The organism is Cobetia sp. MMG027, assembly GCF_027947415.1.
GTDB classification, from domain to species: Bacteria; Pseudomonadota; Gammaproteobacteria; order Pseudomonadales; family Halomonadaceae; genus Cobetia; species Cobetia marina.
Genome location: NZ_JAQJIO010000011.1, coordinates 79,941 through 105,330 on the forward strand (window position 1 = coordinate 79,941; position 25,390 = coordinate 105,330).

At 64.4% G+C, this 25,390-nt stretch carries 22 protein-coding genes; 12 read left to right on the forward strand and 10 right to left on the reverse strand.

Annotation, left to right across the window (positions count from 1 at the left end):
- Window positions 1–21 precede the first annotated feature (21 nt).
- Window positions 22–1,218: a polysaccharide export protein gene (locus tag PJK54_RS15325; RefSeq protein ID WP_084208231.1), complete on the reverse strand. Its 1,197-nt coding sequence runs from the start codon at window positions 1,216–1,218 to the stop codon at window positions 22–24.
- A 783-nt stretch (window positions 1,219–2,001) separates the two neighbouring features.
- Between PJK54_RS15325 and PJK54_RS15330 the strand changes: the two genes are divergently transcribed.
- The 6 genes from PJK54_RS15330 to PJK54_RS15355 all read left to right on the forward strand — a co-directional run bounded on the left by PJK54_RS15330 (window position 2,002) and on the right by PJK54_RS15355 (window position 7,621).
- Entirely contained in the window at window positions 2,002–2,331 is a 330-nt protein-coding gene (locus PJK54_RS15330; RefSeq protein ID WP_271303296.1) for a hypothetical protein, read from the forward strand.
- Window positions 2,332–2,501: 170 nt separating this feature from the next.
- A complete protein-coding gene (locus tag PJK54_RS15335; RefSeq protein WP_271303297.1) occupies window positions 2,502–2,927 on the forward strand; it encodes a hypothetical protein in 426 nt (141 codons plus the stop codon).
- Window positions 2,927–3,700: a YjbF family lipoprotein gene (locus tag PJK54_RS15340; protein ID WP_077374126.1), complete on the forward strand. Its 774-nt coding sequence runs from the start codon at window positions 2,927–2,929 to the stop codon at window positions 3,698–3,700. Before PJK54_RS15335 ends, PJK54_RS15340 begins: the two co-directional genes overlap by 1 nt.
- Window positions 3,700–4,668, forward strand: a complete 969-nt coding sequence (locus PJK54_RS15345) for a hypothetical protein (protein WP_271303298.1) — start codon at window positions 3,700–3,702, stop codon at window positions 4,666–4,668. Before PJK54_RS15340 ends, PJK54_RS15345 begins: the two co-directional genes overlap by 1 nt.
- Window positions 4,669–4,767: 99 nt before the next feature.
- A complete protein-coding gene (locus PJK54_RS15350; RefSeq protein WP_271303299.1) occupies window positions 4,768–7,212 on the forward strand; it encodes a YjbH domain-containing protein in 2,445 nt (814 codons plus the stop codon).
- A gap of 79 nt (window positions 7,213–7,291) precedes the next feature.
- Window positions 7,292–7,621 (forward strand): YkgJ family cysteine cluster protein, encoded by a 330-nt coding sequence (locus tag PJK54_RS15355; RefSeq protein ID WP_077374131.1) that lies wholly within the window; start codon window positions 7,292–7,294, stop codon window positions 7,619–7,621.
- A 172-nt stretch (window positions 7,622–7,793) separates the two neighbouring features.
- Here the strand turns inward: PJK54_RS15355 and PJK54_RS15360 are convergent, their stop codons facing one another.
- Both PJK54_RS15360 and PJK54_RS15365 read right to left on the reverse strand, forming a co-directional pair.
- Window positions 7,794–9,485 carry an acetyl-CoA hydrolase/transferase family protein gene (locus tag PJK54_RS15360; RefSeq protein WP_271303300.1) on the reverse strand — a complete coding sequence of 564 codons (1,692 nt, stop codon included), beginning with the start codon at window positions 9,483–9,485 and terminating at the stop codon, window positions 7,794–7,796.
- A 282-nt stretch (window positions 9,486–9,767) separates the two neighbouring features.
- Complete coding sequence (locus PJK54_RS15365) at window positions 9,768–10,709, reverse strand: LysR family transcriptional regulator (RefSeq protein WP_077374134.1); 942 nt, start codon at window positions 10,707–10,709, stop codon at window positions 9,768–9,770.
- A gap of 293 nt (window positions 10,710–11,002) precedes the next feature.
- Between PJK54_RS15365 and PJK54_RS15370 the strand changes: the two genes are divergently transcribed.
- Window positions 11,003–11,302 (forward strand): hypothetical protein, encoded by a 300-nt coding sequence (locus tag PJK54_RS15370; RefSeq protein ID WP_077374137.1) that lies wholly within the window; start codon window positions 11,003–11,005, stop codon window positions 11,300–11,302.
- Window positions 11,303–11,318: 16 nt separating this feature from the next.
- On the forward strand, window positions 11,319–12,731 hold the full coding sequence (ppnN, locus tag PJK54_RS15375) for a nucleotide 5'-monophosphate nucleosidase PpnN (RefSeq protein ID WP_077374140.1): 1,413 nt from the start codon (window positions 11,319–11,321) through the stop codon (window positions 12,729–12,731).
- A gap of 94 nt (window positions 12,732–12,825) precedes the next feature.
- On the opposite strand, the gene PJK54_RS15380 is transcribed toward ppnN, so the two are convergent.
- From PJK54_RS15380 to PJK54_RS15390, 3 genes are all read right to left on the reverse strand, one after another.
- On the reverse strand, window positions 12,826–13,239 hold the full coding sequence (locus tag PJK54_RS15380; protein ID WP_077374143.1) for a hypothetical protein: 414 nt from the start codon (window positions 13,237–13,239) through the stop codon (window positions 12,826–12,828).
- 87 nt (window positions 13,240–13,326) lie between these two features.
- Complete coding sequence (locus tag PJK54_RS15385) at window positions 13,327–13,788, reverse strand: flavodoxin domain-containing protein (protein ID WP_077374146.1); 462 nt, start codon at window positions 13,786–13,788, stop codon at window positions 13,327–13,329.
- Between the two features lie 414 nt (window positions 13,789–14,202).
- Window positions 14,203–16,224 (reverse strand): TonB-dependent receptor domain-containing protein, encoded by a 2,022-nt coding sequence (locus PJK54_RS15390; protein ID WP_271303301.1) that lies wholly within the window; start codon window positions 16,222–16,224, stop codon window positions 14,203–14,205.
- An 862-nt stretch (window positions 16,225–17,086) separates the two neighbouring features.
- Here PJK54_RS15390 and PJK54_RS15395 point away from each other — a divergent pair.
- Window positions 17,087–17,995: a LysR family transcriptional regulator gene (locus PJK54_RS15395; protein WP_176504003.1), complete on the forward strand. Its 909-nt coding sequence runs from the start codon at window positions 17,087–17,089 to the stop codon at window positions 17,993–17,995.
- Window positions 17,996–18,143: 148 nt separating this feature from the next.
- Window positions 18,144–18,575 (forward strand): secondary thiamine-phosphate synthase enzyme YjbQ, encoded by a 432-nt coding sequence (locus PJK54_RS15400; RefSeq protein ID WP_136938633.1) that lies wholly within the window; start codon window positions 18,144–18,146, stop codon window positions 18,573–18,575.
- Window positions 18,576–18,633: 58 nt separating this feature from the next.
- Here the strand turns inward: PJK54_RS15400 and PJK54_RS15405 are convergent, their stop codons facing one another.
- The 3 genes from PJK54_RS15405 to PJK54_RS15415 all read right to left on the reverse strand — a co-directional run bounded on the left by PJK54_RS15405 (window position 18,634) and on the right by PJK54_RS15415 (window position 21,059).
- Entirely contained in the window at window positions 18,634–19,107 is a 474-nt protein-coding gene (locus PJK54_RS15405) for a phosphate-starvation-inducible protein PsiE (RefSeq protein WP_271303302.1), read from the reverse strand.
- A gap of 106 nt (window positions 19,108–19,213) precedes the next feature.
- Window positions 19,214–19,912 (reverse strand): DnaA regulatory inactivator Hda, encoded by a 699-nt coding sequence (gene hda, locus PJK54_RS15410; protein WP_271303303.1) that lies wholly within the window; start codon window positions 19,910–19,912, stop codon window positions 19,214–19,216.
- 37 nt (window positions 19,913–19,949) lie between these two features.
- Window positions 19,950–21,059, reverse strand: a complete 1,110-nt coding sequence (locus PJK54_RS15415) for an AI-2E family transporter (protein ID WP_103751398.1) — start codon at window positions 21,057–21,059, stop codon at window positions 19,950–19,952.
- Between the two features lie 308 nt (window positions 21,060–21,367).
- On the opposite strand from PJK54_RS15415, the gene purM reads away from it, so the two are divergent.
- The gene (gene purM, locus PJK54_RS15420) at window positions 21,368–22,450 is read left to right on the forward strand and encodes a phosphoribosylformylglycinamidine cyclo-ligase (RefSeq protein WP_077374169.1); all 1,083 of its coding nucleotides are present in this window, start codon (window positions 21,368–21,370) and stop codon (window positions 22,448–22,450) included.
- Window positions 22,447–23,223, forward strand: a complete 777-nt coding sequence (gene purN, locus PJK54_RS15425; protein ID WP_271303304.1) for a phosphoribosylglycinamide formyltransferase — start codon at window positions 22,447–22,449, stop codon at window positions 23,221–23,223. Before purM ends, purN begins: the two co-directional genes overlap by 4 nt.
- Window positions 23,224–23,355: 132 nt before the next feature.
- Here purN and PJK54_RS15430 read toward each other — a convergent pair whose 3' ends face one another.
- Window positions 23,356–25,347, reverse strand: coding sequence for an autotransporter outer membrane beta-barrel domain-containing protein (locus PJK54_RS15430; protein WP_271303305.1), 1,992 nt, complete (start codon window positions 25,345–25,347; stop codon window positions 23,356–23,358).
- Between the last annotated feature and the right edge of the window lie 43 nt (window positions 25,348–25,390).

The following is a 25,390-nucleotide window of genomic DNA, read 5'->3' on the forward strand; positions in this document are numbered from 1 at the left end:
ACGCCTTGACGACCCCTCGCCTTACTGGCCGAGGGTATCGAGGTTGTCCTGGATTTCGGTGCTGTAGTAGATGGAGCTCACGGTGGGCAGCAACTGACTGATCACGCGGTTCCAGCGCGACACCGGCGCGGCCGTGACATAGACGACATCCTGCGGCTTGAGCGCGAAGTCGGCGCCCAGAATCAGGGCCGTGGTGTTGCGAGCATCCAGCTGATAGACGGTGGCCAGCTTCTCGGGGTCTTCCCGGTCCCGCCGTACCACGAAGATGCCGGAGGCATCCGCGGAGTCTTCCTTGATGCCGCCCGCCTGGGCGATGGCATCGGTCAGCGAGATGGGGCTTCTGCCCAGCGGCAGGCTGACCGACTTGTCGACCTCACCCATCACGAACACCTTGCGGGTCCCGACATCCGGCACATACAGGACATCACCGTCCTTGAGCAGCCGATCACGTGCCTCGCCGGTCGCCGCATTGCGCTGTGCCAGCAGCTCGTAGAGGGAGATGACGGTCTCCTCGCCATTGCGCTTGAGCACCACGTTGTGCCAGTCCGCGTCTCCGGTCATGCCGCCGGCGGCGGCGATGGCATCGAGCAGACTCAACGGCACATCATTGATGGGCTGCACGCCAGGCTGCTCCACCTCACCGCTGATCCGCACCTTCTGACTGCGGAAGGCCGCCACCTTGACGTCGATCTGCGGCTCGTTGAGGTAGGGCTGGAGGCGCTCGCCCAGCACCCGACGGATCTCGTCCAGGGTCTTGCCGCTGACCTGGACACGGCCGATGTAGGGATAGAAGAGCGTGCCGTCGGCATGCACCACGTTGCCGGCTTCCTGGGCGCTGCGCTCGGAGCCCGTGGGCAACGACAGCTCCGGGTGGTCATAGACGACGATATTGAGAATGTCGCCCGGCCCCACGTGGTACTGATAATCCGGCGCCAGTTGCGCACGGGTACTGCTGTTGAGCTCCTGGGTCAGCGCCTGCTCCAGCTCGCGCTGGGTGCCGTCACCCCGAGCCGCCTGGCGTGCCTGGGCATCCGCCCGCGCCTGGGCCTTGATCAGGCCGAAGGTGATGGGCTCCACATCGACGATGTCATCCACCGGCGCGGCCGAGGTGTCATAGTCGATGTCGCCGCCGGGCGCGAAGACGCAGCCCGCCAGTCCGGTGAGGGCGCCGAGGCTCAAGCTGGCGCCCAGAAGTCGTGCGATCAGTGCATTTTTCATCTGAAGTCCGTTGAGTCGACAGACCCGAGCAGCGATTGATGCGAGGCTGCCCCGATCATTCCCGCCGCACGCTGACGCCGGGACCAATTCGATAACGTCTTCGGTTCGCCTTGCGTAACGCGATGGCCCCATGTGCAACGACGGTTGCAACGACGGTGACCTCGGGCCGAGGGTGATCCCTCGTGCTGGTGTCATGTCTTGGTTTGCTTGAGTGCTTGCGCCTGCTGGCGTCCCGCCCCTTGCATGACGGCTTGCGCCTGTCTGGCAATGGCGCGAACACTCCCTTGGGCAATCACGCGAATGCTGGCCCATGAAGACGATGAATGTGATTGAGTCCCCTTCGATTTACACGAAGTCTTCCTCATAAAATCACGTCTCTGCTGCACATCGATGACACCTTTTACAGGTACATATTCACGCCATCGACAGTGCCCACCACACCCACCTGACGGCGCAGGTTCCACAACGTGATGGCAACGTTTATCGCACTGTCCGCTGCGTCGTCTTCATGGGCATCAAGAGTGGAGTGACCAGACTCCATCTGTTGCGCATTTTACCTGATCCACGCCGCTCGCCAATCGAGCGCTGTTACAAAAATCCAATAAAAACATTGCTTTGTATCATCATCAGCACGACGTGTGTCGCTAGCCGCCACATGATGACGTAGCCGATAACAGACAGTGCAACGCTGGGTTCGTCTGCAAATCGACACATCCTTCACAAGAATTTCAGCAGCCATGCGGATCAAGTCCAGCGCCCGCGGTGTCTGAAAGATCGACAGGCATGTCTGCTTTTATCCACACCACGATTACTCTTTTTTACATAAATATTTCGCTTTCCATCAACGCCACATCGACGCGACCTCTCTCGCTAGACAGCCGACATTTTCTGGTTAACATGGGCCTCGCTTTCACGGGGGATAGAGAGAGGCGTCCGTCTGAAATGTGCATGCACATTTCTCATGACGACGGCGATGTCATCACCTCGAAAGCGAGCAATACGGTGGCCAGGGAATGCGGCCATGGCAGGAACACCTCAGGAAGAGGCTGCGCCAGGGAAGATGCTACGGACGGTATCAGGGACGGCGCCCTGCACATCATGGAACAGGCGTGAGCTTGCTCACGCACACCACGACGCAACTCTCAGCAGCAGTGTTGCCGATGGTCAGAGACAGCACGGCATCCGGCATGCACGACGCTGGCCTTGGCCACCCATCACCGAGCCCAGTCATCGCAGCGCCCTGACTGGCAGATGACCGGCAATGCTCATCAAGGAGACTTCATATGCGCAAGTCACATATCGGCGCCATTCTCGGCCTGTCCGGTGCCCTGCTGTTGGCAGGCAACGCCATGGCGGAAGAGGAGGCACCTGCCGCTGGGCAGGCTGCGACGGGGACGACCGGCACGACTGGTACTACCGGCACGACTGGCACGACAGGTACCACTGGCACGACTGGCACCACCGGCACGACTGGTACGACTGGTACGACCGGCACGACTGGCACCACCGGCACGACCGGTAGCGTTCCCACCGGCAGCGCCGCTGGCAGCGGCACGGCCAGCCAGAGCGCGTCCGGCAGCGTGACCCCGAGCACCAACGGCGGCAGCATCGCGGCCGGCGCGGCCACGGGCACCGTCGGTGGCGGGACGACCGGCACCACCGGTACCACCGGCACGACAGGTACCACCGGCTCTACCGGGACACGTTGATGACGTCGCGCTCCGCATCGCGTCGTTCAGGCGCGAATCATCGCCAATCGCCAGCCAGGCACCTTCCAGGCATCCGGCGCTCGCTGACGCTGCTGGGCATCACTGCCTGTGCCGTGTCAGTGAGCGGCTGTGCCCAGATAGTGGCCAGTTCGGTGGGCGATGCCTTCGGCAAGGATGACTTCGAGGCGGCGCGCGCCAGTGAACTGCCCTACGCCTCCCTCAAGTTCCTGCATGGCAACAACACGGCACTGGTCGTGCTGGCCACGCTCGAGGATGAGGGACGCATCGCGCGTTTCGAGAGCCAGGACCGCGGCATCATCGAACTGCGCGACGGCGTACTGTCCGCGACATCCGGCTTCACGCGAGACATCGCGGACAGGCATGAGCAAAGCACTACCGGGCGCGCCTTGGCGCGTCCGGCCTGGCTGATGGCTGACGACAGCCGCTATCGCGTCAGTGTCAGCGCCCTGAGCCCCTATCCTCGCCGGCTGGAGCGGGCAGATGCCGCTTCCTCCGGCAGTCAGCATCAAGATGACGTGCCGGTGATGCAGGTGCATGAAGCCGATGCACATCTGCGCTGTGAGGCCGCCGCGCCACACGCGCTGCCACTGGCCGAGCTGTCGCTGCAACACTGCACCGAGACCCTGGCATGGGACGATGGCCACACCACCACCAACGAGATATGGCGCGATGCCACTCGGGTGTGGGCCGCCGACATGACGGCCTGGCCGGACGGGCCACGCTTCGGCTGGGAGATCGCCAAGGCATGGTAATGCGCTTTTCACGACGTGATTCTGCTCGCCCCGCACACGATTCGGCCCGCGTCGAGGGACCGCTGCGCGCCCTCGCCCGCACATTGCCCACGGGGATGTGCCTGGCTGCCCTGCTGACCCCGACCCTCGCCCGGGCGAACGAGACGCCGCTGCCCTTCAGCGCCGCCAGCACGCCACTGGCCAGTCAGGTACTGGAACAGCAATGGTCCTCCCACCAGACACGCATGGCGCTGGACTGGCGCTACAGCTTCGTCAGCACGCCGCTGATTCGCCGGCAGATGGCCGCGACCGCCAACCGCCTGAGCGCCGAGATTGAACTGATCGCGGCTCGCTACGCGGTGGGGGCGCCCGAAGGCAGCTCTCGGGCCGCCTATGTCGAGGGGTTGCACGCCTGGCAGCGCTATCTCGATCAGGGCCGTCAACAGGGTGAGCCACGCAGCGTGCTGGCACGCCTGCCCGGCCAGCTGAATCCGCTCACTGACATGCGCGATGGCCCGCGGGCGATACGCATCGCTCCCAGCATGGTGATCGGTGCCTGTCAGGCTCCCCGCGACGTGGTGATCCTGGACGCCAGCGGCGTGCACCAGCGCCAGTGGAGCCCCGGCCTGACACTGGACGCCTTGATCGATGAGCGCCGCGCCGCCGACTCGCTGGGCCAGGCGGCACGGGCCAGCCTCGTCACCCCCCAGGGGCAGGTGCTCACGCGGCCCATCGCCAGCTGGAATCGCCTCACGCGTGGCGCAGCCGACCTGCCGGTCGCGCCGGGAGCCAGCCTGGTGATCCATACCCCCGGTATCGATACCGCGCAGCAATGGGTCAACGAGGCGCTGCCGCAATGGCTGGCCAGCCGCCTGCCCGGTGAGAACTGTCACAGCTGGCAGCTGGACGCCGCCTCGCTGCCGTCAGCGGACGACGAGCCGACAGCTCCCGGGACGTCAGGCACTGACCCGCAAGCGCCGGCCCGCTAGCGGTCGTTCCCGGCACTGCCAGCATCGCCTCGATGTTTCTATCCTCCATACCCTCATTCACGCTCACGCGCCTGTCGCGCGGGAGCATGCGAGACGCCCATGTCGAGTCCCTTTCGCCCAGCCCATCCCTCCACGCGCCCCCGAGACGAGCAGCGCCCTGCTCCGGCACGCACCGGCTGGCTGGCGCTCGGCATGGCGGGAGGCCTGCTCGGCGCCCAGATCGCCCACGCCGCCACCGGGGAATCCCAGAGTGATTTCGGCGGCGTGGGGCTGATGCAGACTCCCACGGCACGCTTCGCCCCACAGGGCGAGCTGAGCTTCACCTACAGCCGTACCCAGCCCTACAAGCGCTTCAGCGTCAACGCCGCCCCCTTCGAGTGGATGGAGCTGGGCTTTCGCTATGTCTCGGTGGAAACGGTCAGCTACGGTGAGGCCGCCCCGGACCGCGACTACCTGGATAAATCCTTCGACACCAAGTTCCGGCTCTGGGAAGAGGACCGTTATCGCCCGGCACTCGCAGTGGGTCTGCGAGATCTCGGCGGTACGGGGCTGTTCAGCTCTGAATATCTGGTGGCCAGTAAGCGCTACGGTGATCTTGATGTCAGTCTGGGGCTCGGCTGGGGCTATCTGGGCACGCGGGGCGACTTCAGCAACCCGCTGGCGCTGGTGAGAAGCAGCCTCGAGACGCGCAGCGACACCACCAGCGACAACGGGGGCGACTTCCAGCTGGGCAGCATGTTCAGTGGCAGCCCGGCCGTCTTCGGTGGCATCGAATATCAGACGCCCTGGGACCCGCTGACCCTGATGCTGGAATACGAGGGCAACGACTACTCCGACGAGCCCCTGACGGTGGAGATAGACCAGGATTCACCGTTCAATCTGGGCGCGACGTTCAAGGTCAATGACAACCTGTCGCTGCATGGCGGCTGGGAGCGCGGCAACACCGCCATGCTGGGCCTGTCGCTGTCCACCAATCTGGCGGGGCTGGCTCAGGCCAAGGATGACGGCACCCCGGAAGATGTCGCCCCCAGTCACCATTCGCGCTACCGCCATGACCAGACCCCGGAAGCCTTCCGGGTGCGCTCGCTGGATGCCGTCAATCGTGGGGACAGCGAGACAGTCCCGTCGGATCGCCCGTCACGTCCCGCCGGTGCCACGCCGGCCTCAACGCCCTCGCTGGACGGCGACGAGGCTGCGCCGCTCTCAACGCCCTCGCCGACCGGCGACGAGGCTGCACCTCAAGGCCGCCTGCTGACGCTGCCGACCTCCCCGAGTGCCACCACGGGCGAGCCCGCCGCAAGCCCGCCAGCGCCGATACGGCTGGAGGACGTCGACTGGCAGGCACTGGCCGCGACGCTGCGTGCCCAGACGGGGCTTGAAGTCTCCCGCCTGCGGGTAGAGGGCGAGACCTTGATCATCGAGGCGGAGGCCACGCGCTTTCGCAAGGACCTGCAGGCCGAAGGCCGCGCCAATCGCGTGCTGCACAACCGCCTGCCCGCCGAGATCACCCACTTCCGCTACCGCCTGAGCAGCAACGGCCTGGCGCTGCGCGAGGATGAGCATCCGCGAGAGGCCTTCGTCGCGGCCGCCAACGACAGACGTTTCGGTGCCGAGTACGAGCATTCCATCACCGCTCGCGCCGCCTCTCCCGCGCCTGACGACGACGCCAGCGCGGAGGCCGCCACGCTGCTGGACAGGGAACCCGCCGGCTTCAACTGGGGATTCTCGCCCAACCTGAAACAGAACTTCGGCGGACCGGACGGCTATCTCTACCAGCTCAACCTGCAGCTGGATGCCCTGTGGCGCACCGATCGCAATGGCTGGTTCTCCGGCGTGGCCACCTATCAGCTGGCCGACAACTACGAGAACTACGAGTACATCGCCGACTCCGACCTGCCACGCGTGCGCACCTACGTCGGGGATTACGTCAAGGAGACCGATCTGGGCATCACCAATCTGCAGTACACCCGCACTCATCAGTTCGGGCGTGACTGGTATGCCCAGGCCTACGGCGGCATTCTCGAGATGATGTATGCCGGTGTCGGTGCCGAGGTGCTCTATCGCCCGATGAACAGCTCGCTGGCACTGGGGCTGGATATCAACCGCGTCCGCCAGCGGGAATTCGATCAGCAGTTCGGCCTGCGCGACTATTCCGTCACCACCGGCCATGCCACCGCCTACTGGCAGTCCGGCTGGCACGATGTGCTGGTCAAGGGCTCGGTGGGGCGCTATCTGGCCGGCGATATCGGCGCGACGCTGGATCTGTCCCGCCGCTTCTCCAACGGGGTCAGCGTCGGGGCCTGGGCGACCATGACCGATGCCGGCGATGACTATGGCGAGGGCAGCTTCGACAAGGGGCTCTACGTCAGCATTCCGCTGGACGCCTTCTTCACCACCTCCAGCAAGGGCAGTACCGGCTTTGCCTGGGCACCGCTGACCCGTGATGGTGGTGCACGCCTCAATCGTCGCTACCAGCTCTATTACATGACCGATGACCGGGACCCCGAGGGCTACTGGGAAGGGATCGACAAGGTCTACAAGTAATCCGTGCGTGAGTATGTTTCACTGCCGGCTGAAGCGTGCCGATGATGGCACCTGACTCACTGTGGCTGACCCTGACCCGATGAATATTCCGATTACCGACGTATCGCCGTTCGCTACCGGCGATACGACACCTGTGAATCCCGAGATCACCTGCAGCAACTGCCAGGCTTGCTGCTGCAGGCTTGAGGTCATCCTGCTCACCGATACCGGCGTGCCGGACTATCTGATCGACGAGGATGAGTGGGGGGGCGAAGTCATGCGCCGCCTCGATGATGGCTGGTGTGCCGCCGTCGATCGCGAGACGCTGATGTGCACCATCTATGATCGCCGCCCCCAGCTATGCCGTGACTATGAGATGGGCAGCCCGGAATGCGAAGACGAGCGCAAGGAAAACGGTCTGGATCAGTGATCCGCCCTCCTGTCGCTTGTCGCTTGGCTTTCGTCGCCTGTCGCTTGCCGCTTGAGTCAATCACTTGAGTCAATCACTTGAGTCAATCACTTGAGTCAGTCGCCTGAGCCGCCCTGGTTTCTGGCGTCTGGTGGCTGGCCGCCCCGATGGCGAGAGCGGCCTGAACGCCGCGCTAGCCGGCGCTGACCTTCTCACCTGCCTGCTTCGCCGGCACATCGCCGCGTTGCTCAGGCGTGCACAGGGCGCGCATGTTGCCGTGCACTTCCACCTCGCGATGCCAGCTGAGCGCCTGCTCCAGGCAATGCGGGGTATGGCCGCCCCGCCGGCAGGCCTCCTCGAAGTAGGCCCGCAGCGCGGGACGATAGCGCGGGTCGGCGCAGTTCTCGATCACCAGCACCGCGCGTTCTCGCGGTGCCAGACCCCGCAGATCCGCCAGGCCGTGTTCGGTCACCAGAATGTCCACGTCATGCTCGGTGTGGTCCACGTGACTGACGAAGGGCACCACGCTCGAGATATCCCCGCCCTTGGCCAGTGACTTGGTGATGAACACCGAGAGCTGGGCATTGCGCGCGAAGTCCCCGGAGCCGCCGATACCGTTCATCATCCGCGTGCCGCACACGTGGGTGGAGTTGACGTTGCCGTAGATGTCGAATTCCAGCGCGGTATTCACGGCGATCACGCCGAGACGCCGCACGATGCCCGGATGATTGGACAGCTCCTGCGGACGCAGGATCAGACGGTCACGGTAACGCTCGAGGTCCTTCCACAGGGTGCGCCCGCGCTCCTCGGTGACCGTGATGGAGGAGCCGGAGGCGAAGTCGAGCTTGCCGGCATCCAGCAGATCGAAGGTGGAGTCCTGCAATACCTCCGAGTACATGGTGAGGTGCTCGAAGGGCCCCTCCTTCAGTCCGCTCATCACCGCGTTGGCCATGCTGCCGATCCCGGCCTGCAGCGGCAGCAACGCAGGCGTCAGACGCCCCAGCGTGACCTCCTGCTTGAGCAGTTCGACCAGATGGTCCGCCATCCGCCGGGTATCCTCATCCGGCGGGGTACAGGTCGAGGGGCTGTCCTTGCCACGCGTCAGCACGATGGCGGCGATCCTGGCAGGGTCGATGGGGATGTACGGCGTGCCGATACGCGAATCCGGCGCCACCACCGGGATCGGCTGACGGCTGGGGCGCATCTGCGGAATGTAGATATCGTGCAGTCCCTCGAGTGCCGCCGGGGACTCGAGATTGAGCTCGATGATCACCTTGTCGGCCAGAATCGCGTAGCTGGCCGAATTGCCCACCGAGGTGGTCGGCACGATCCCGCCGTCGGCGGTGATGGCACTGGCCTCGACCACCGCGACGTCCATGTCACTCAGCTGATGGTTGCGCAGCAGCTCCACCGTCTCCGAGAGATGCTGATCCATGAACATCACTTCGCCGGCATTGATGGCACGGCGCAGCACCGGATCGACCTGGAACGGCATGCGCCGCGCCAGCATGTGGGCGTCCGCCATCTGACCGTCGAGGTCATTGCCCAGCGAGGCGCCGGTCATCAGCGTGATGGAGAACGGCTCGCGGCGCGCCTTCTCCACCAGCGCCAGCGGCAGGGCCTTGGCCTCCCCCGCCCGCGTGAAGCCGCTCATGCCCACCGTCATGCCATCGCGAATCAGCTCGGCGGCCTGGCTCGCGCTCATGTGGCGTGACTCCCATCCCTGCCAGCGACAGCGCCGGGCGAGCTCGCCACGCAGCGCCTCGTCAAGCTCCGTCACCTCCATGCGCGACAGCAGCGAGAACGACTGGCGAAAGGACTGGGCATCGGCCACGTCGCTCGCGGCAGGCGGTGCATCAACGAATCGGGACTTGGAAGAAGACACGGTACGGGTTCCTCGATGACAACGAACAAGGGGTAGGCAGCAAGTCGCGCAAACACCTCACGACACTGGTCAGGCTGTCATCCAGCATCCCACGCGCCGTGGCGGCGTCGCATCAGGCCTTGGTCGCAAGCCGGGGTCGTGCACTGAAACAGGACGGTGCGCTCCAAGCGACGCCCTGACGCGGGCCTGTCCCTGCCCCGGAAACACGAAGACCCGCTTCGAGGAGCGGGTCTTGCGATGCCAGGCAGGCCTGAGGGGAGCCCTGTCACGTCATGGCAGGCGTTACACCATGCCGTCGAGGTCCATGTTGTCGAAGCTTTCCGGGGCATCGGCGTAGCCGTAGAGCGTGTTGCGGCGCTGCAGGCGGAATTCGCCCAGCAGCTGCTCATAGCGACGCGGCACCTCGGCATTGTCACGCGTGACGATGTACAGGTTCTCGTAGACGGCCTCGGTGAGCGGCATCTCGCGCACCTGGCGCTGCCACGGTGACGTCTCCAGCACCGTGCGCGAGACGACGGTGAAGCCCAGGCCACGTGCCACGGCATCCAGCACCATGCCGATGTCGTTGGTGAAACCCTGCTGCGGGAAGTGGCTCATCGAGCGGAATTCACCGGCGAAGTTCTCACGCAGCAAGGCGCTGGCGTTGTTGACGCCGTCGGCGTAATTCATGAAGCCCAGCGCCATCAGCTCATTGAGACTGTTGCCGGCGAAGTCGGCGGGCACCACCAGGCACAGCGGCTCCTGATGCCACAGCTCGAAGTTGAGATCCGGATGCTTGACCGGCTCGGTGACGATGCCAAGATCGAAGCGCCCCGCCAGCACGTCCTGCACGATCTCGGAATTGAAGGCGAAGCTGTAGCTGACCGTCAGCCCCGGATGCTGCTGCTGATAGCCGAGCGTGAACGGATAGAACATCAGCCCGACGCTTGAGGGGCTGGCCACACGGCATTCCCCGCTGTCAGGCGAGTCATCATCCAGCGAGTGCATGAACTGGGTGTGCTCGGCAAACAGCTTGACGGAGTAGTCGTAACAGCGACGCCCCGCTGCGGTGAGCGAGAACTTGCGTCCCTGACGGTTGAGCAGCGAGCGCCCCAGGTACTGCTCCAGCTTGCGGATATGCTGGCTGACGCCGGGCTGGGTCATTTCCAGCTTGCGCGCGGTATGGGTAAAGCTGCCGGTCTCCACCAGGGTGATGAAGGTACGAAAATACTGGGCGTTGAACATGGAGGCACTGACCACTCACGAACGGGGGACGCGACTCGGCGCGTCGTGTTGCCGATAGCTGCCTGAATGTCTGCACAGGGCCACCGACCCGCAAAGGCCATGATTCTACCAGAGCCAGCCGCCATGCGCAGCGCTGCGCCGTGGCGCCCTCGCGTGTTAGCATCATCCTCATTGCCAGGTGCCGCTCTGGCTGCGTCTTTCGTGGGCGATGCCCGAATGACGCGGCAGGGCTCGGCGCCTTTCCTCTGCCCCGACCAGTCCTCGCGACTGGCCCGAATCACGAGATGCTCCAGATGCTTGATCCACTGGCCGCGCGCGGCGAAGCCATCCACAAGGCACTGCTCGCCATGGAAAGCGAATGCGCCGAAGTCGACCTCTTCCCGCTGGGATACATGATTCCCCAGGTGGAACTGGTTCTCGAGAACGCCGATTACGATGCCGCCGATGTGGTCGCGGAAGATTTTGACGCCACCTTCGAAGAGTGGATGCAGCACGCCTTTGCCCAGGACGGCATGAGCGTGGACGACCGCGAGCGCATCGCCGAACTCTGGGCAGAAGCCCGGAACCGCGCCCAGTCAGCCGTGGGCGCCTGACACAAGGAAGACGGTCATGAACTCTGTCACCAGTGAAGCTACCACCTACTCCCGCGATGCCAGCTCGACGCTGGTCTCCACCATCATCTCACCGGAAGGCAGCCTGGAAGTTCTCTCCCAGGATGAGGTCAATCGCCTGCGCGACACCTCCTCCAATGGCCTGCATGACATCCTGCGCCGCTGCGCGCTGGCGGTGCTCAACTGCGGCAGCCAGACCGATGACAGCGTCTCGGTGCTCAATGCCTACAAGGACTTCGAGATCGAGGTGCTGCAGCAGGATCGTGGCATCCGTCTGAAGCTCGACAATGCGCCGGGTGATGCCTTCGTGGATGGCAAGATGATCCGCGGCATTCGTGAGCACCTCTCGAGCGTGCTGCGCGACATCGTCTACGTGGCCAACGAGATCCAGAACACGCCCCGCTTCGATCTCTCCACCACCGAAGGCACCACCAACGCGGTGTTCCATATCCTGCGCAACGCCGGTGCCCTGAAGTCCTCGCGTGAGCCGAGCCTCGTCACCTGCTGGGGTGGCCACTCGATCAATCGCGAGGAATACGAGTACACCAAGGACGTGGGCTATCACCTCGGCCTGCGCGAACTCGACATCTGCACCGGCTGTGGTCCCGGCGCGATGAAGGGCCCGATGAAGGGGGCCAACGTCGCGCATGCCAAGCAGCGTCGCAAGCAGGGCCGTTATCTGGGCATCTCGGAGCCGGGCATCATCGCCGCCGAGTCACCCAACCCGATCGTCAATGAACTGATCATCATGCCGGACATCGAGAAGCGCCTTGAGGCCTTCGTGCGGACCGCGCATGGCATCATCGTCTTCCCGGGCGGCGTGGGCACCGCGGAAGAGATTCTCTACCTGCTGGGTATCCTGCTGCACCCGGAAAACGAAGGCCTGCCGTTCCCGGTCATCTTCACCGGCCCGGCCTCCAGCGCCGACTACTTCCAGCAGATCGACGAGTTCATCACCTATACGCTGGGTGAGGAAGCGCGCTCGCGCTATACCATCATCATCGACAATCCAGTCGAGGTGGCGCGCACCATGCGAGGCGGCATCGATGACGTCGCGGAGTTCCGTCGTCAGCATCACGACGCCTTCTACTACAACTGGCGTCTGCATATCGCCCCGCACTTCCAGCAGCCCTTCGCGCCGACCCACGCCAACATGTCGAGCCTGGCGCTGCATCGCAACCAGCCGGTGCATGAGCTGGCCGCCAACCTGCGTCGTGCCTTCTCGGGCATCGTCGCCGGCAACGTCAAGAAGGAAGGCATCGAGGAGATCGAGCGCGATGGGCCCTTCCGCCTGACCGCCGAAGCCGAGCTGATGGAGCGTCTCGACGCCCTGCTCACCTCCTTCGTGGCCCAGGGCCGCATGAAGCTGCCGGGCAGCGACTACGAGCCCTGCTACACGCTGTGCAAGTGAGGCCGTGACGCCCGGGACATCAGCCCCGGGCCTGATGCGACGACGCCCCCGACCATCACTGGCCGGGGGCGTCGTCGTTTGCGGCAGACAGGGCTCAGTCGCTCTTGCGGCCCCGATGCATCCACAGACTGATGACATGCGCCACCAGCCCCAGTGTCAGGCCATCGACCAGCACTTCCAGCGCCCCTTCCCTGGGGCGGTCAAGCATCGGCGCGGCGAAGTTGAAGGCTGCCATCGCCGCCAGGCCCACCACCAGCCACACGAACACGCGACGCATCAGCCTCGGCACTTCGCCCTGGGCGACATCGGAGAGCTGGCGATAGATGTAGACCCCCAGCGCCGCGACGGCCACGGCAAAGCCACTGATCAGCATCAGGCGCGTGGTGTCACCGCTGAGCAGAAAACGCGGAATGTTGGCGACCATCACGATGGCGAGGCCCGCCAGCACGGAGACACGTTGCGGTGTCAGGTTGCGGGCGCGCGGATGATCAGGATTGAGTTTCGGCATGTGCAGCAGTCTCGAGGAAAGGTCGGGCAACGTGGAAATCGAACACGATGAAGAAGTCGGACGCCGGGCACACCCAGCGTGACGGGATCAGGCGGTCGCCGGCAGCGTCGGAATCCAGCTCTCGACCCACGGCAGGGCCGCGTCATCCGCCATGAAGGTCTCCATGGCATCGATCTCGAGGCGCTCGCCGTGGCGCGTGGCGCCCAGATCCGCCAGACGCTCGTCCAGCTGACGCCCGGCACCGCAGTAGGTCTCGCCGTAGGAGCTATCGCCGAGAGCGATCAGACCATAACGCAGCCAGTCCAGCGCCGGTGACTGGGCCGAGAGCGCATTGAGGAAGCCGCTCAGGTTGCCCGGCACATCGCCACTGCCGGTGGTGGAGGTGACGAACAGCGCCAGATCCGGGCGTGTCTCCGTCAAGTCTTCCAGTGTCGGCTGGTCAAGCACTTCCACCGTATAGCCTGCCTGCTCGAACAGCGGTTGCACCTGCTCGGCCACATCCAGCGAGCCGCCATACATCGTGCCGACAAAAATCTTCAGAAGCGCCATGCATCCTTCCTTATTCGTACGATCACCCGCCACGGGCGGGAACGTGAGTGCGGTGCGAAGAGCCGTGCAGCGGCTCTCCAACATTTGGTCGCGATGGTAGCACAGCCTGCCCGCGGGACGCAGGCCGGCCGGGGCCCGCGCCATGGAGCACGCGTACTCCAAAGACAAGACAGCGCCACCGTGAAATCACGATGGCGCTGTCTTGTTCTTGCGCTGATGTTCTTACGCTGATGCTCCTGCGCTGATGCTCCTGCGCTGATGCCCTTGCATCGGTGCTGCCGCTGCCGCCGTGTCGCTACCTCGTTCTCTGGAGCGGGGCTACGCGTCAGTGAAGCCTCCCGGGGTGCGAGCCTGGATCACGACCGCTGGCGATGCCCTTCCGTCAGAGACACGCTGGCTGACAGCACCTTTTGATCAGAAGCGATACGCCGCCGACAGACGCACGTCACGCCCCGGACTGGTGATGGCGCCCGGCGTGATGCCACGCGGGCTGTTGGTTTCCAGATAGAAGGTGTTCTGGTCGGAGTATTCCTTGTCGAACAGGTTGTAGATACCGGCCGTCAGGGTCAGGTCCGGCATGTCACCCGGCACCCAGCTGGCGTAGAGGTCATGCGTGGCGTAACCGGCACGCTCGCTCTGGTCATCCGGCAGGTCGGTGAGGCGCTCGTAGGCGGTCACGGTCCAGCCCAGGGTCAGCTGCGGGTCGGCGAAGGTGTAACGGTTGTCCAGACTCCAGCGGTCTCCGGTCTGGTTGCCCAGCCCCATGTCATCCACCACGGTCTCGCCCTGGTTGTCTTCCAGGTCCATGGTCAGGTAGCCCAGCGTCATGTCCCAGCCGCCCAGCCCGTAGGTGGCTCGCGCCTCGACGCCCTTGCTGGTGACGATACCTTCCATGTTGGTGATGGTGGTCACATCACCCGCCGACCCTTCGGTGATGTAGTTGTCGAAGTGGGTATCGAAGTAGGTGACTTCCAGTCCGGCGCGGTCACGCTGGGTGAGGATGCCCTCGCCTTTCCAGCGGGCACCGACCTCGGTGCTGCGCGAGGTCTCGGCCTCGAGACCCGGCTCGACCACCAGCGTCTCGCCCGGGCCGACGCCCCCGTCGATCAACAGGGCTTCGCGGCCCTTGTTGCCACGCACGGCCGTGGCATAGCCGGTGAACAGCTCGACACCCCCGCCGACACGCCAGTTGAGGCTCGCGTTGGGGCTGACATCGGTATCATCCAGCGTCTCGCCATTGGCGTATTCGGTCCGGTAGTCATCGACCCGGGCACCGAAGGACAGATCCACCGCGCCGAGCGTCATGCGGTGCTGGGCGTAGAGCGCGATGTTGCGCGCCGTCTCGTCGAAGCCAGCGGTGCTGGATTCATCCTCGACGTAATCACTGCCCAGGGTCAGACGGTTGTTCATCGCCTCGGGGCCGAAGCGGAAGGTATTGTTGAGATCCCCCCCGACACTCTCGACCTTGGCATTCGAGCTGGCCCCGGTAGCGAGGGACGTGCGGTCCACTTCCGTACTGGAGTGGAAGACATTGGCGTGCACATCCACCAGCCGCGATCCCGGTTCGAAATCGTAGTTGGCGGTATAGGTGTCACGGCTCAGCTCGGTATCGACCTTGGCGTTGTTGAACGGCTGACACTCCATGTTGGGACGCACGCAGTAGATGCCGGTGTCCTCATTGTGCTCAGCGCTGAGTCGCAGGCTGTGCGCGCCCTGATCCAGCAGGCTGAACTTGCCGAAATAGCTGCGCTGATGACCGCCGGTACCCTCTTCCTCATCACCGCCGCCGGTGCGGTAGTCATCGCTGTTGCGTGCGCTGGTGGTGAACAGCAGCCCCGCGTTGGGCGCCACCTCCCCATACACCGACAGCGTGCCCTTGACGGCATCTGCCGCGGATTCCGTGCTGCCCTTCACCATGCCACCGAAACTCTGACCCGGCTTGAGCAGGTCCTGGGCATCCTTGGTCACGAACTTGATGCTGCCACCCAGCGCGTTCGGCCCGTTGTCCGCCGCCCCCGGCCCGGCCTGGACCTCGGCGCGCTTGAGCAGCTCCGGCTCGATGTTGAAGTTGGAGCTGTGGTGGAACAGGTAGCCGTTCTGGCTGGCACCATCGATGCTGATGTTGAGGTTGGTATCTTCCAGCCCGCGCACGTAGAGCTTCTCGGAGGAGGCCGTGGTGCCGCCAACGGTGACGGAAGGCGTATCGCGGAAGATGTCCTTGAGATCACGCGCCTGATGCAGGGCAAGCTCTTCGCTGTCCACCACCGCCGTGGCCTCGAGGCGATCCTCCTCGACCTGCAGTGTCTGCATCTGCAGCGGCTCAGCATTGACCGTCCCGGCACACAGCAAGGCGATGGCCGCGACCAGCGGACGAGGAGTGAAGACCGTCGCGCGTGAAGCGCTGACGGTGTGGCGCGAAGAGAGGCAGACTGTCATGTGCGGAGCGTTCCCAAGATTAATAATAATAATGATTCTTCTTTGCAGGCGAGATAATGCACTTTCTTGCACATTTCCGTCATCTACCGTTTCTGCAACGCCTCTTCTCGAAACCTGCAATCGGGTGCCCTCCTCACGGGCACGCCCACTCGCCTCGCGCCCACCTGCCCCCTCGCCGATTCCCGATTTCTCGTGGCAGAAGGCCCCCCCCAGCCGCGCAAGGACCTGCCCTGCGCCTTGCCTCACGAAAAAGACACTTTTTCTCACCTGTCTGTCATCAGATACGGAACCATCTCCGGTCACTGACGTCTGAGCCGTCATGCCGCCAATGACGCCAGTCCCCCCGCCGTTGCGCATTCTGCCGAGGTGTCACGTTTCACGGAGATCGGAATTGCGCAATGCGTGCGACTTTGGATGCAACAATGACGGGATGGTGATATTGTTAGCCTGCTCAGAGTCACCATCATCCAGCGCCTGAAATCCGTTCTCGCGTTTCTGGCGCGGCACTGTGCGCGAAGCCGGGTTTCGAGACCGGTTTCAAGACCGGGCTTCAAGACCAGGCTTCAAGACCAGGCTTCAAGACTGAGCCCCAAGACCGGCTTCACCAGCCAGCCGCAAGAGCTGAAGGCAAGAATCAAGTGCAAGACCTGTCGACGTGCGCTGCGGTGCACGACTGACAGGAGCGGTTGTTGATCGATGAGCGCGTCTTTGCCCGGGGCATCCCCCGCGGTACGAGGGGCACGGTCATCGACAGGCAATCCGTTGTGCAGCCCCTGCGCTGCGACGGGCCCGACATGGCCCGTACAAGGTGGGTGTTTCCCTGACGACACACCCCGACCCCCTGAACAACCGGACCTATTCGATGAGCGATATCGACGCCTATAACACCTTTCTGATGGTCGCGGATCTCGGCAGCCTGTCCCGCGCTGCCGAACGCCTGCGCCTGCCCAAATCCACCGTCAGCCGTCGCCTCGACGCCCTCGAGGGCCGCTTCGGCACTCGCCTGGTGGAACGCGGCCATCGCGGTATCCGCCTGTCGGAAGCGGGAGAGACTCTCTACCGCTACGCACGATCGATGGCCAACCTCGATGATGAAGCGCACCGCGCCATCGAGGATCGTCAGTCGGACCTCACCGGCACCATTCGGATCCACGCCACCCCAGCGCTGGGTCGTCACTTCCTGGGCCATGCTCTCACCAGCTTCCTGTCAGAGCACGACGGAGTCGATATCAAGCTGAAGCTGTGGCACAACGGTCGCGAGATTCTCGAGAACCAGCCGCATCTGGTCATCGGCTTCCCGCACCTGGCCGGCAGCACTCACGTCTTCCGCCCGCTGACCCAGTGGCAGCAAGCCGCCTACGCGGCCTCGCATGTCGAGCATCCCGAAGAGCTGCCGTGGGGCGAGCTGGAACCGCTGGTCTCCGGCACCTCGCTCTCGCGTCACCCGGAAGACCCGCGCCCGAATCACATCCAGTCCGATGACCTCGAAGTCCTCACCGACTACGTCGCCGATGGCCTGATTCGCGCCGTGCTGCCCATCGACTGGGTCAACTCGCTCAGCGAGCGCAACGGCCAGTCCTTCAAGCGTCTGGAATGCGACGAGATCCCGCCGGTCGAGATCGGCATGCTGCTGCCGCGCGGCCCCATCCCGACCCGCGTGCGCATGCTGGCCGACTGGCTCGCCCGCGAGATCGGCAAGACAGAACCGGAACGCGTCACCGCCAAGGCCGCCCGCCGCACCGTCAGCGAAGCCGCCACCACCACCGGTTGATGGCAGCGATGCCATGCTGTCGCCCTCCTCTCGCTTGAGATGAGCCAGCGCAGCACGCAGCAAAAAGGCCAGCCCTCCGGGGCTGGCCTTTTGCGTTCTGGCTTGTCATGTTTAGCATGGACTGAATCAATGACAGGCAGGGCTTCTCATGTGGCAACGCGACACTCTCACCCTCTCCGCTCGCAAGCGCGGTTTTCACCTCATTAGTGACGAGGTGGAGCAGGCATTGGCCGAAATGCCGCCGGTCAGTGTCGGCCTGTTGCATGTGCAGCTGCTGCACACCTCCGCCTCGCTGACCCTCAACGAGAACGCCGACCCCGACGTGCGCCACGACATGGACGCCTTCCTGCGCCGTCTGGTGCCCGGCAACCTGCCCTACTTCCGCCACACCCTCGAAGGCGATGACGACATGCCTGCCCACGTGCTCGCCAGCCTGCTCGGCACCCAGCTCACGCTACCCGTCGAAGCCCGCCGCGGCGTCAATCGCCTCGCCCTCGGCACCTGGCAGGGCATCTGGCTCGGCGAACACCGCGACCACGGCGGCAGCCGCAGGTTGTGTCTGACGCTGAGTGGAGAATGAAAAAAGGCCGCGAGTGATCGCGGCCTTTTTTGTTGTCAGGAGCTACTGAAACATGGGCTTATCGCGTCGAGTCCTCATCCCCTACCGTGCCGCCCATCGGGTCGATGGATTTGCTGGAGGGGTATTTGTAGGAGGCGTAGCGTACGGCGAGTACCGAGAGGGCGAGGAAGAAGATGCCGCCGCAGAGGTATAGCAGGCCGATATCGGGGGCCTTGTGGTGGGAGACATCGCCGATGAGGTAGCGCGTCAGCGCGGTGATGGCGATGTAGAGCAGAAAGCGGATCGGCAGGTGGTTGGTCTTGAAGTAGATGCCGACCATCGCGCCGAGTTCGAGATAGATGAACAGCAGCAGGATATCATCGACGCTCGCCGAGCCCTTGGCGAACATCTCGAAGAAGGCCGACACCGAGGCAATGGCGATGGCCCCGCCGATGGCGAACAGGCCGAGATAATGAAAGCCTTCGACCAGGAAGTTGCCGATCGAGTTGGCTTGTTCGTGCATGCGTTCCCGGTGCTTGTCTAGCCGCTTCATGCCTTGTGTCCTCGAAGAGGGATGATGAGAAAGAGGCAGCAAGAACGGTGCCACCCGGTCGCAGCATCACGGATTCTGACGCTGAGGCAGTGCGCAGGCGCGGCGTCTACCAGCCGAGGGTCTGCTTGACGAAGGGAATGGTGAGCTTGCGCTGGGCGGAGAGCGAGGCGTTGTCGAGCTCGATCATCGCGGCGAACAGGCCCGGCAGGCTGCGCGGCCCGCGATGCAGGATGTAGCGGGCGACTTCATCTGGGAGCGCGAGGCCGTGGTCCTTGGCGCGCAGCTTGAGCGCCTCGAGCCGCTGGGCATCATCCAGCCCGGAGAGGTGGAAGGTGACGCCCCAGGAGAGGCGTGAGGCCAGGTCCGGCAGGGTGACGGGAAGCAGGCGCGGCGCACAGCTGGCGCTGACCAGCAGGTGGCGGCCACTGTCACGCAGGCGGTTGTAGAGGTGGAACAGCGCCTCTTCCCAGCGCTTGCGGCCGATCACGCTCTCGAGGTCGTCGATGGCGACCAGATCCATCTCGTCCAGCCCTTCCAGCATGTGCGGCGGGAAGTGGCCAATCTCCTTGAGCGGCAGGTAGAAGGCACGCTTGCCCTGCTGTCCCGCCAGATGGCATGCCGCCTGCAACAGATGGCTACGCCCACTCTGCTCACCGCCCCATAGATAGACGAAGGGCTCCCCGCCGTCAGCAAGCTGCCCCTTGAGGGCCTCTGCCAGCGAGGTGGAGGTGAAGTGGTAGTTGTCGAAGGTCGCGGCGTCGCGTACCCCGACGCCGAGTGCCATCTGTCCCTGTGTCATTGCCATCCGTCATGCTGATTGTTGTTGCCGTGATCTCTCTCGATCACTGGGTATCCTCTGCCGCCGAAGGCGCGGGTGGCTCACTGGCGGCCACGGGGCGAGAATCACGCTGTTGATCATATAAAGTACTGTTTTTATAGCGATCATGCAGATAACGCAAGAGCACCATGATCACGGCGGCCACCGGCAGCGCCAGCAGAATGCCCGTGAACCCGAACAGCTGCCCGCCGGCCATGACGGCAAAGATGACTGCCACGGGGTGCAGGCCAATCTTGTCGCCCAGCAGCAGGGGTTGCAACACCACGCCTTCCAGCAGCTGCCCCAGCGCGAAGACACCGCCCACCGCCAGCAGCGCCCACCACTCGCCGAACTGGAAGAAGGCCACCGTCGCCGCGATCAACACTCCGACGATGACGCCCAGATACGGCACGATACTGGCGAGCCCCGCCACCAGCCCGATGAGCAGCGCGAACTTGAGGCCGATGATGGCAAGGCCGATGGCATAGACGATGCCCAGACTCAGCATCACCAGCAGCTGCCCGCGCAGGAAGGCACCCAGCACCTCGTCGCAGTCATGGGCCAGCCGCGTGGCGGTCGGCTCCATGTGGCGCGGCAGGAGCCCCTGCAGCTTCTCCTTCATGCGGTCCCAGTCGAGCAGCAGATAGAAGGTGACGACGGGAATCAGCGCCAGGTTGCCCAGCCAGATGGCCATGGCGAGCCCGGATTTGGAGACGGTGCCCAGGAAGGCGGCGGCGAAGGTACCGGTTTCCTTCCAGTTGCCCAGCAGCAGCGAGCGCACCTGATCGAAATCGGCGCTGAAATCCATGCCGGTGAAGGCCTGCACTTCCGGCAGGATCGTCTCGCGTATCCAGTTGAAGACCATCGGCATGAAGCTGATCAACTGCGCCAGCTGACGCCCGAGCAGCGGCACCAGAATGAGCAGCGCGATCAGCAGCACCACCGAGAGCACGCTGAACACCAGGCTGACGGCCAGTCGGCGCGACAGGCCCTTCTCTTCCAGCCAGTCGGCCAGCGGGTCGCCCAGATAGGCGAGAATCATGCCGATGAAGAACGGCATCAGAATCGGCTCCAGCAGAACCAGCAACCCGAGCAGGGCCACGCCTGCGGCCAGCAACCACCATTTACGCTGCATCATCACTCCTTGAGACAAGCTGTGTGGCTCACAGGCGGCATGTCGCCGACGGTCCACGCATGCCCCCATTGTTGCCTGTCACTGACTCACCCACAAGCGCCCGGCGAACGGGACGACCCGCCTGCCGAAAGATGGCCAAAGGGACTGGCGCGCCCTCAGGAAAGCGCTCGGGACGTGTCTTTCACATCATGGCCATTTTTTGTGAAACGCCACGGTGTCAGCCGTGAAGCGCAATGCTACAATAGCCGCCTTTCTTTCCCCCGATCGATCGTGTCTCACCGCTCAGGCCGCACCGACAGGAACCTCACATGACGCAACGCCCCCAGGACTCCTCGCCCAGCAAGACTTCCTTGAGCTACAAGGATGCAGGTGTCGATATCGATGCAGGCAACGCCCTCGTGGAACGCATCAAGGGTGTCGCCAAGCGCACTCACCGCCCGGAAGTGATGGGTGGTCTGGGTGGCTTCGGCGCCCTGTGCGAACTGCCGCAAGGCTATCGCCAGCCCGTGCTGGTCACCGGTACCGATGGCGTGGGCACCAAGCTGCGCCTGGCCATGGACCTCAACCGTCACGACACCATCGGCATCGATCTGGTCGCCATGTGTGTCAATGATCTGGTGGTCGCCGGCGCCGAGCCGCTGCAGTTCCTCGACTACTATGCCACCGGCAAGCTGGACGTCGACATCGCCGCTGACGTCGTCACCGGGATCGGCGAAGGCTGCCTGCAGTCCGGCTGTGCACTGGTCGGCGGCGAGACGGCCGAGATGCCGGGCATGTACGAAGGCAGTGACTACGACCTGGCCGGCTTCTGCGTCGGTGTGGTCGAGAAGTCCGAGATCCTCGACGGCAAGAAGGTCGGCGAAGGCGACGTGATTCTGGGTCTGGCCTCCTCCGGCCCGCACTCCAACGGCTACTCGCTGATCCGCAAGATTCTCGAAGTCGCCGATGCCTCGCTGCTGGAGCAGCAGATCGACGGCCAGCCGCTGGCTGACGCCCTGATGGCGCCGACGCGCATCTACGTCAAGCCGCTGCTGTCCCTGCTCAAGGAAAGCGATGTCAGCGTGCACGCCATGTCCCACATCACCGGTGGTGGCCTGCTCGAGAACATCCCGCGCGTGCTGCCGCATGACTGCACCGCCGAGATCGACGTCGCCAGCTGGAAGCGTCCGGCCGTGTTCGACTGGCTGCAGCAGCAGGGCAATGTCGAGGAGCACGAGATGCACCGCGTGCTCAACTGTGGCGTCGGCATGGTCGTCGTCGTGGCCGCGGCGGATGCCGATGCCGCCCGCGCTCACCTGGAAGCCCAGGGCGAGACGGTCTTCACCCTCGGTGCCATCCGTGCACGCAAGGGCGAAGAAGAACAGGTCCAGCTGGAGAATCTGTCCGCATGATCGAACCGACTACCAACGCCTCCAACGGTGACACTCTCGGCGGCTTCGGCAACGGTTTCGAGGCGGATGACACGCCGGTACGCCCACGCGTCGTGGTACTGATCTCCGGCAGCGGCAGCAACCTGCAGGCGCTGCTGGAGGCTCAGGAGCACGATGAGCTGGGCGGCGACGTGGTCGCGGTGATTTCCAACAAGGCCGATGCCTACGGCCTGGTGCGTGCGCGCGAAGCGGGCGTGGATGCCGTGGTGCTGCCGCATGACGAGTACGAGAATCGCGAGCACTACGATGGCGCCCTGATCAAGGTGATCGAACGCCACGAGCCGGATCTCATCGTGCTGGCCGGCTTCATGCGCATCCTGTCGCCGATCTTCGTGCAGCGCTTCTTCGGCCGACTGATGAACATCCATCCGTCACTGCTGCCGGCCTGGCCAGGCCTTGATACCCATCGCAAGGTTCTGGAAGCCGGCGAGAAGGAACACGGCGCCAGCGTGCACTTCGTCACCGAAGAGCTCGACGGTGGCCCGGTGGCGATCCAGGCCGTCGCCAACGTGCTGGAAGGTGATGACGAAGCCAGCCTCAAGGAACGCGTGCACACGCGTGAGCATCTGATCTACCCGATCGCGGTGCGCTGGTTCCTCGAAGGCCGCCTGAAGCTCGACGGCGAAGTGGCCAAGCTGGATGGCCATGGCCTGCCGGTGGGCGGTCTGCGCCTCTCCCACGCCGATGTTGAAGAAGAGCTCAGCGATGAGCTGCCGGAAGGCGAAGAAGACTGATCCGCACTGTCTGCCTTGCTGACAAGGCAGGCTGAGCTGACAGCGAGCTGAAAACAGAAGACCCCGCGACATGCCAATGTCACGGGGTCTTCTTGTCTCTCACGCTTCCCTTCTCTCTCGGCGCTTGCGCTTCTAGAAGGTATAACTCACGCCCACCTCGCCGCGCGCCGTCACCTCATCCCATGTCTCGAACCCTGCCCCCAGATGCAGCATGGCATTGCGGCCCAGTTGCATGCGCCAGCCGCCATCGACACGCAGGTAGTTGTCACTGCCGCGATCGAGATCCTCGGCGCTGTAGGCGTTGGTCGGCAGGCTAGCCAGACGCACCTCGGCGCTCTCGGCGTCATCATCGAGACGCTTGCCGTAGGCCAGCTCCCCGTAGAGGCCGAAGCCATCCGCGACGGCGCGATCGACCATGAAGCCCAGCTCGACACGCCGATCGCGCAGCGTCTGATCCGAGACGCTCAGGGCATTGGCGGCAGAGCCGGATTCGGTGTAGCCATCGAGGTCGGTCTCGGTGTGGCGATAGGCCACGAAGGGCGCGTTGTACCACAGCGAATCGGCGGCGGTGAGGCGATAATCGAGACGCGCCTCGGCGCTGAAGCCATCGCCATCGGTCTCACCGGACAGGGTGCGCGATGACTGGCCCAGCGCGACATGGCGGTCGAGGTCGTAATCGAAGTCACCGTAGCTGGCCACTGCCTGCATGCCAACTCTGCCCAGCTGCTGACGGGCGAACAGACTGAATACCTGACCTTCCAATTCAAGCTCACTGCCGTCGTCGACATCGAAGTCCGCATGGCGCTGACTGACCGCCACCCCGCCCCAGGCGCGGCCGAGCGCGTTGTCCAGCGGCAGCATCACGCCGACACCCGCGCCGCGCTGTTCGCTGTCAACGCCTTGCTGGCCGGTGGAAGTCTCGCCATCGCCGGTGCCGCCAGTGGCCGAGCCGATGGCGAACACACGCACGCCCGTCTCCCCTCCCGCGTGCGGATGCTGCGCCCCGGGGCGCAATTCATCGGCGAGACTACGCTGACTGGCATTGAGCGCCCCCGTGCCCAGCTGCGGCGCCAACCCCAGTACCGAGGGCGCGGCGAGCATCGCATAGGCGTAGTCGGCGAGAATCTCCTGGCCGGCGGTGGTCGGGTGCACCCCGTCATTGAACAGCAGGGAGTCCGGGTCTTCTGCAGCTCCGCCCAGCCCATAAGGCGTGACGTTGCAGCTGTCCGAGAAGCACACCTGGGTCAGCGGCACGTCGCTGGCAAAGCCGAACTCGGCCGGCGATGCCAGTACCTCCTCGAGAATGCCGACGGTGTCGAGCCGGATGATGTTGACCTGACCATCCAGCGCCGCCAATCGCTCGCCCAGCGCGTCATTGAAGACGCCCACCAGCGCGGAGGTCCCCGCCGCCTGCGCGGCACCCGCCGACTGACCGGCCGGCGTGCTGCCGACATCCGGCAGGTTGGAGACCATGATGGTGGTCGCCCCCGCCGCCGCCAGTGCCTCCACCGCCGCGGCCAGATTGCCGGCGGAGGCGACCGCCGTGGCCGGTGAGGTGATCACGCCCTGCAGGAAGTCATTGCCACCGCCATTGACGTAATAGAGCGCGTCCGGGTCGGCACTGCCGCCGGTGCTGACCAGATAGCCATCCTCGACCCTGAGCACCGTACCACCGCCCGGGCTGCCCGCGGGGATGACCACCTCGGAGCCATCTTCATCTGTCACCGAGGCCAGAATCTGCGCCGTGGTATAGCCGCCCACGGCGTAGTTGGTGCCGTCATTGAATCCGGCCAGCAGATAGATCACCGAGGTGGAAGGCTCAGCGGCAAGCCCAAGCTCCGTGGCCAGCAACTGGGTCGAGACGCTGCCATAGGGCGAGTTCTCGTAATCCGGCCCGCTGCGGTTGGTGAATCGCAGGCTGTTGAGGCCGCCCAGGGTGGTATCGGGGAACTGCCCGGAATCGCTCAGGCTGTCGCCGAAGAGATAGATGTCGGAATAGGCCTGCGCGGGAGTCGCCAGCAGCGTGGTGCTGATGGCGAGCGCGAGACTGCTCAGAGTGAAACGTCGGACCAGACCGCTGGCGCTGATCGGAGGGAATACAGCGCGATGTGAACGCGATGGCATGGCGTGCCCCTTGCTTGTGGGAGGTATCCGTCCTGCAGCCACT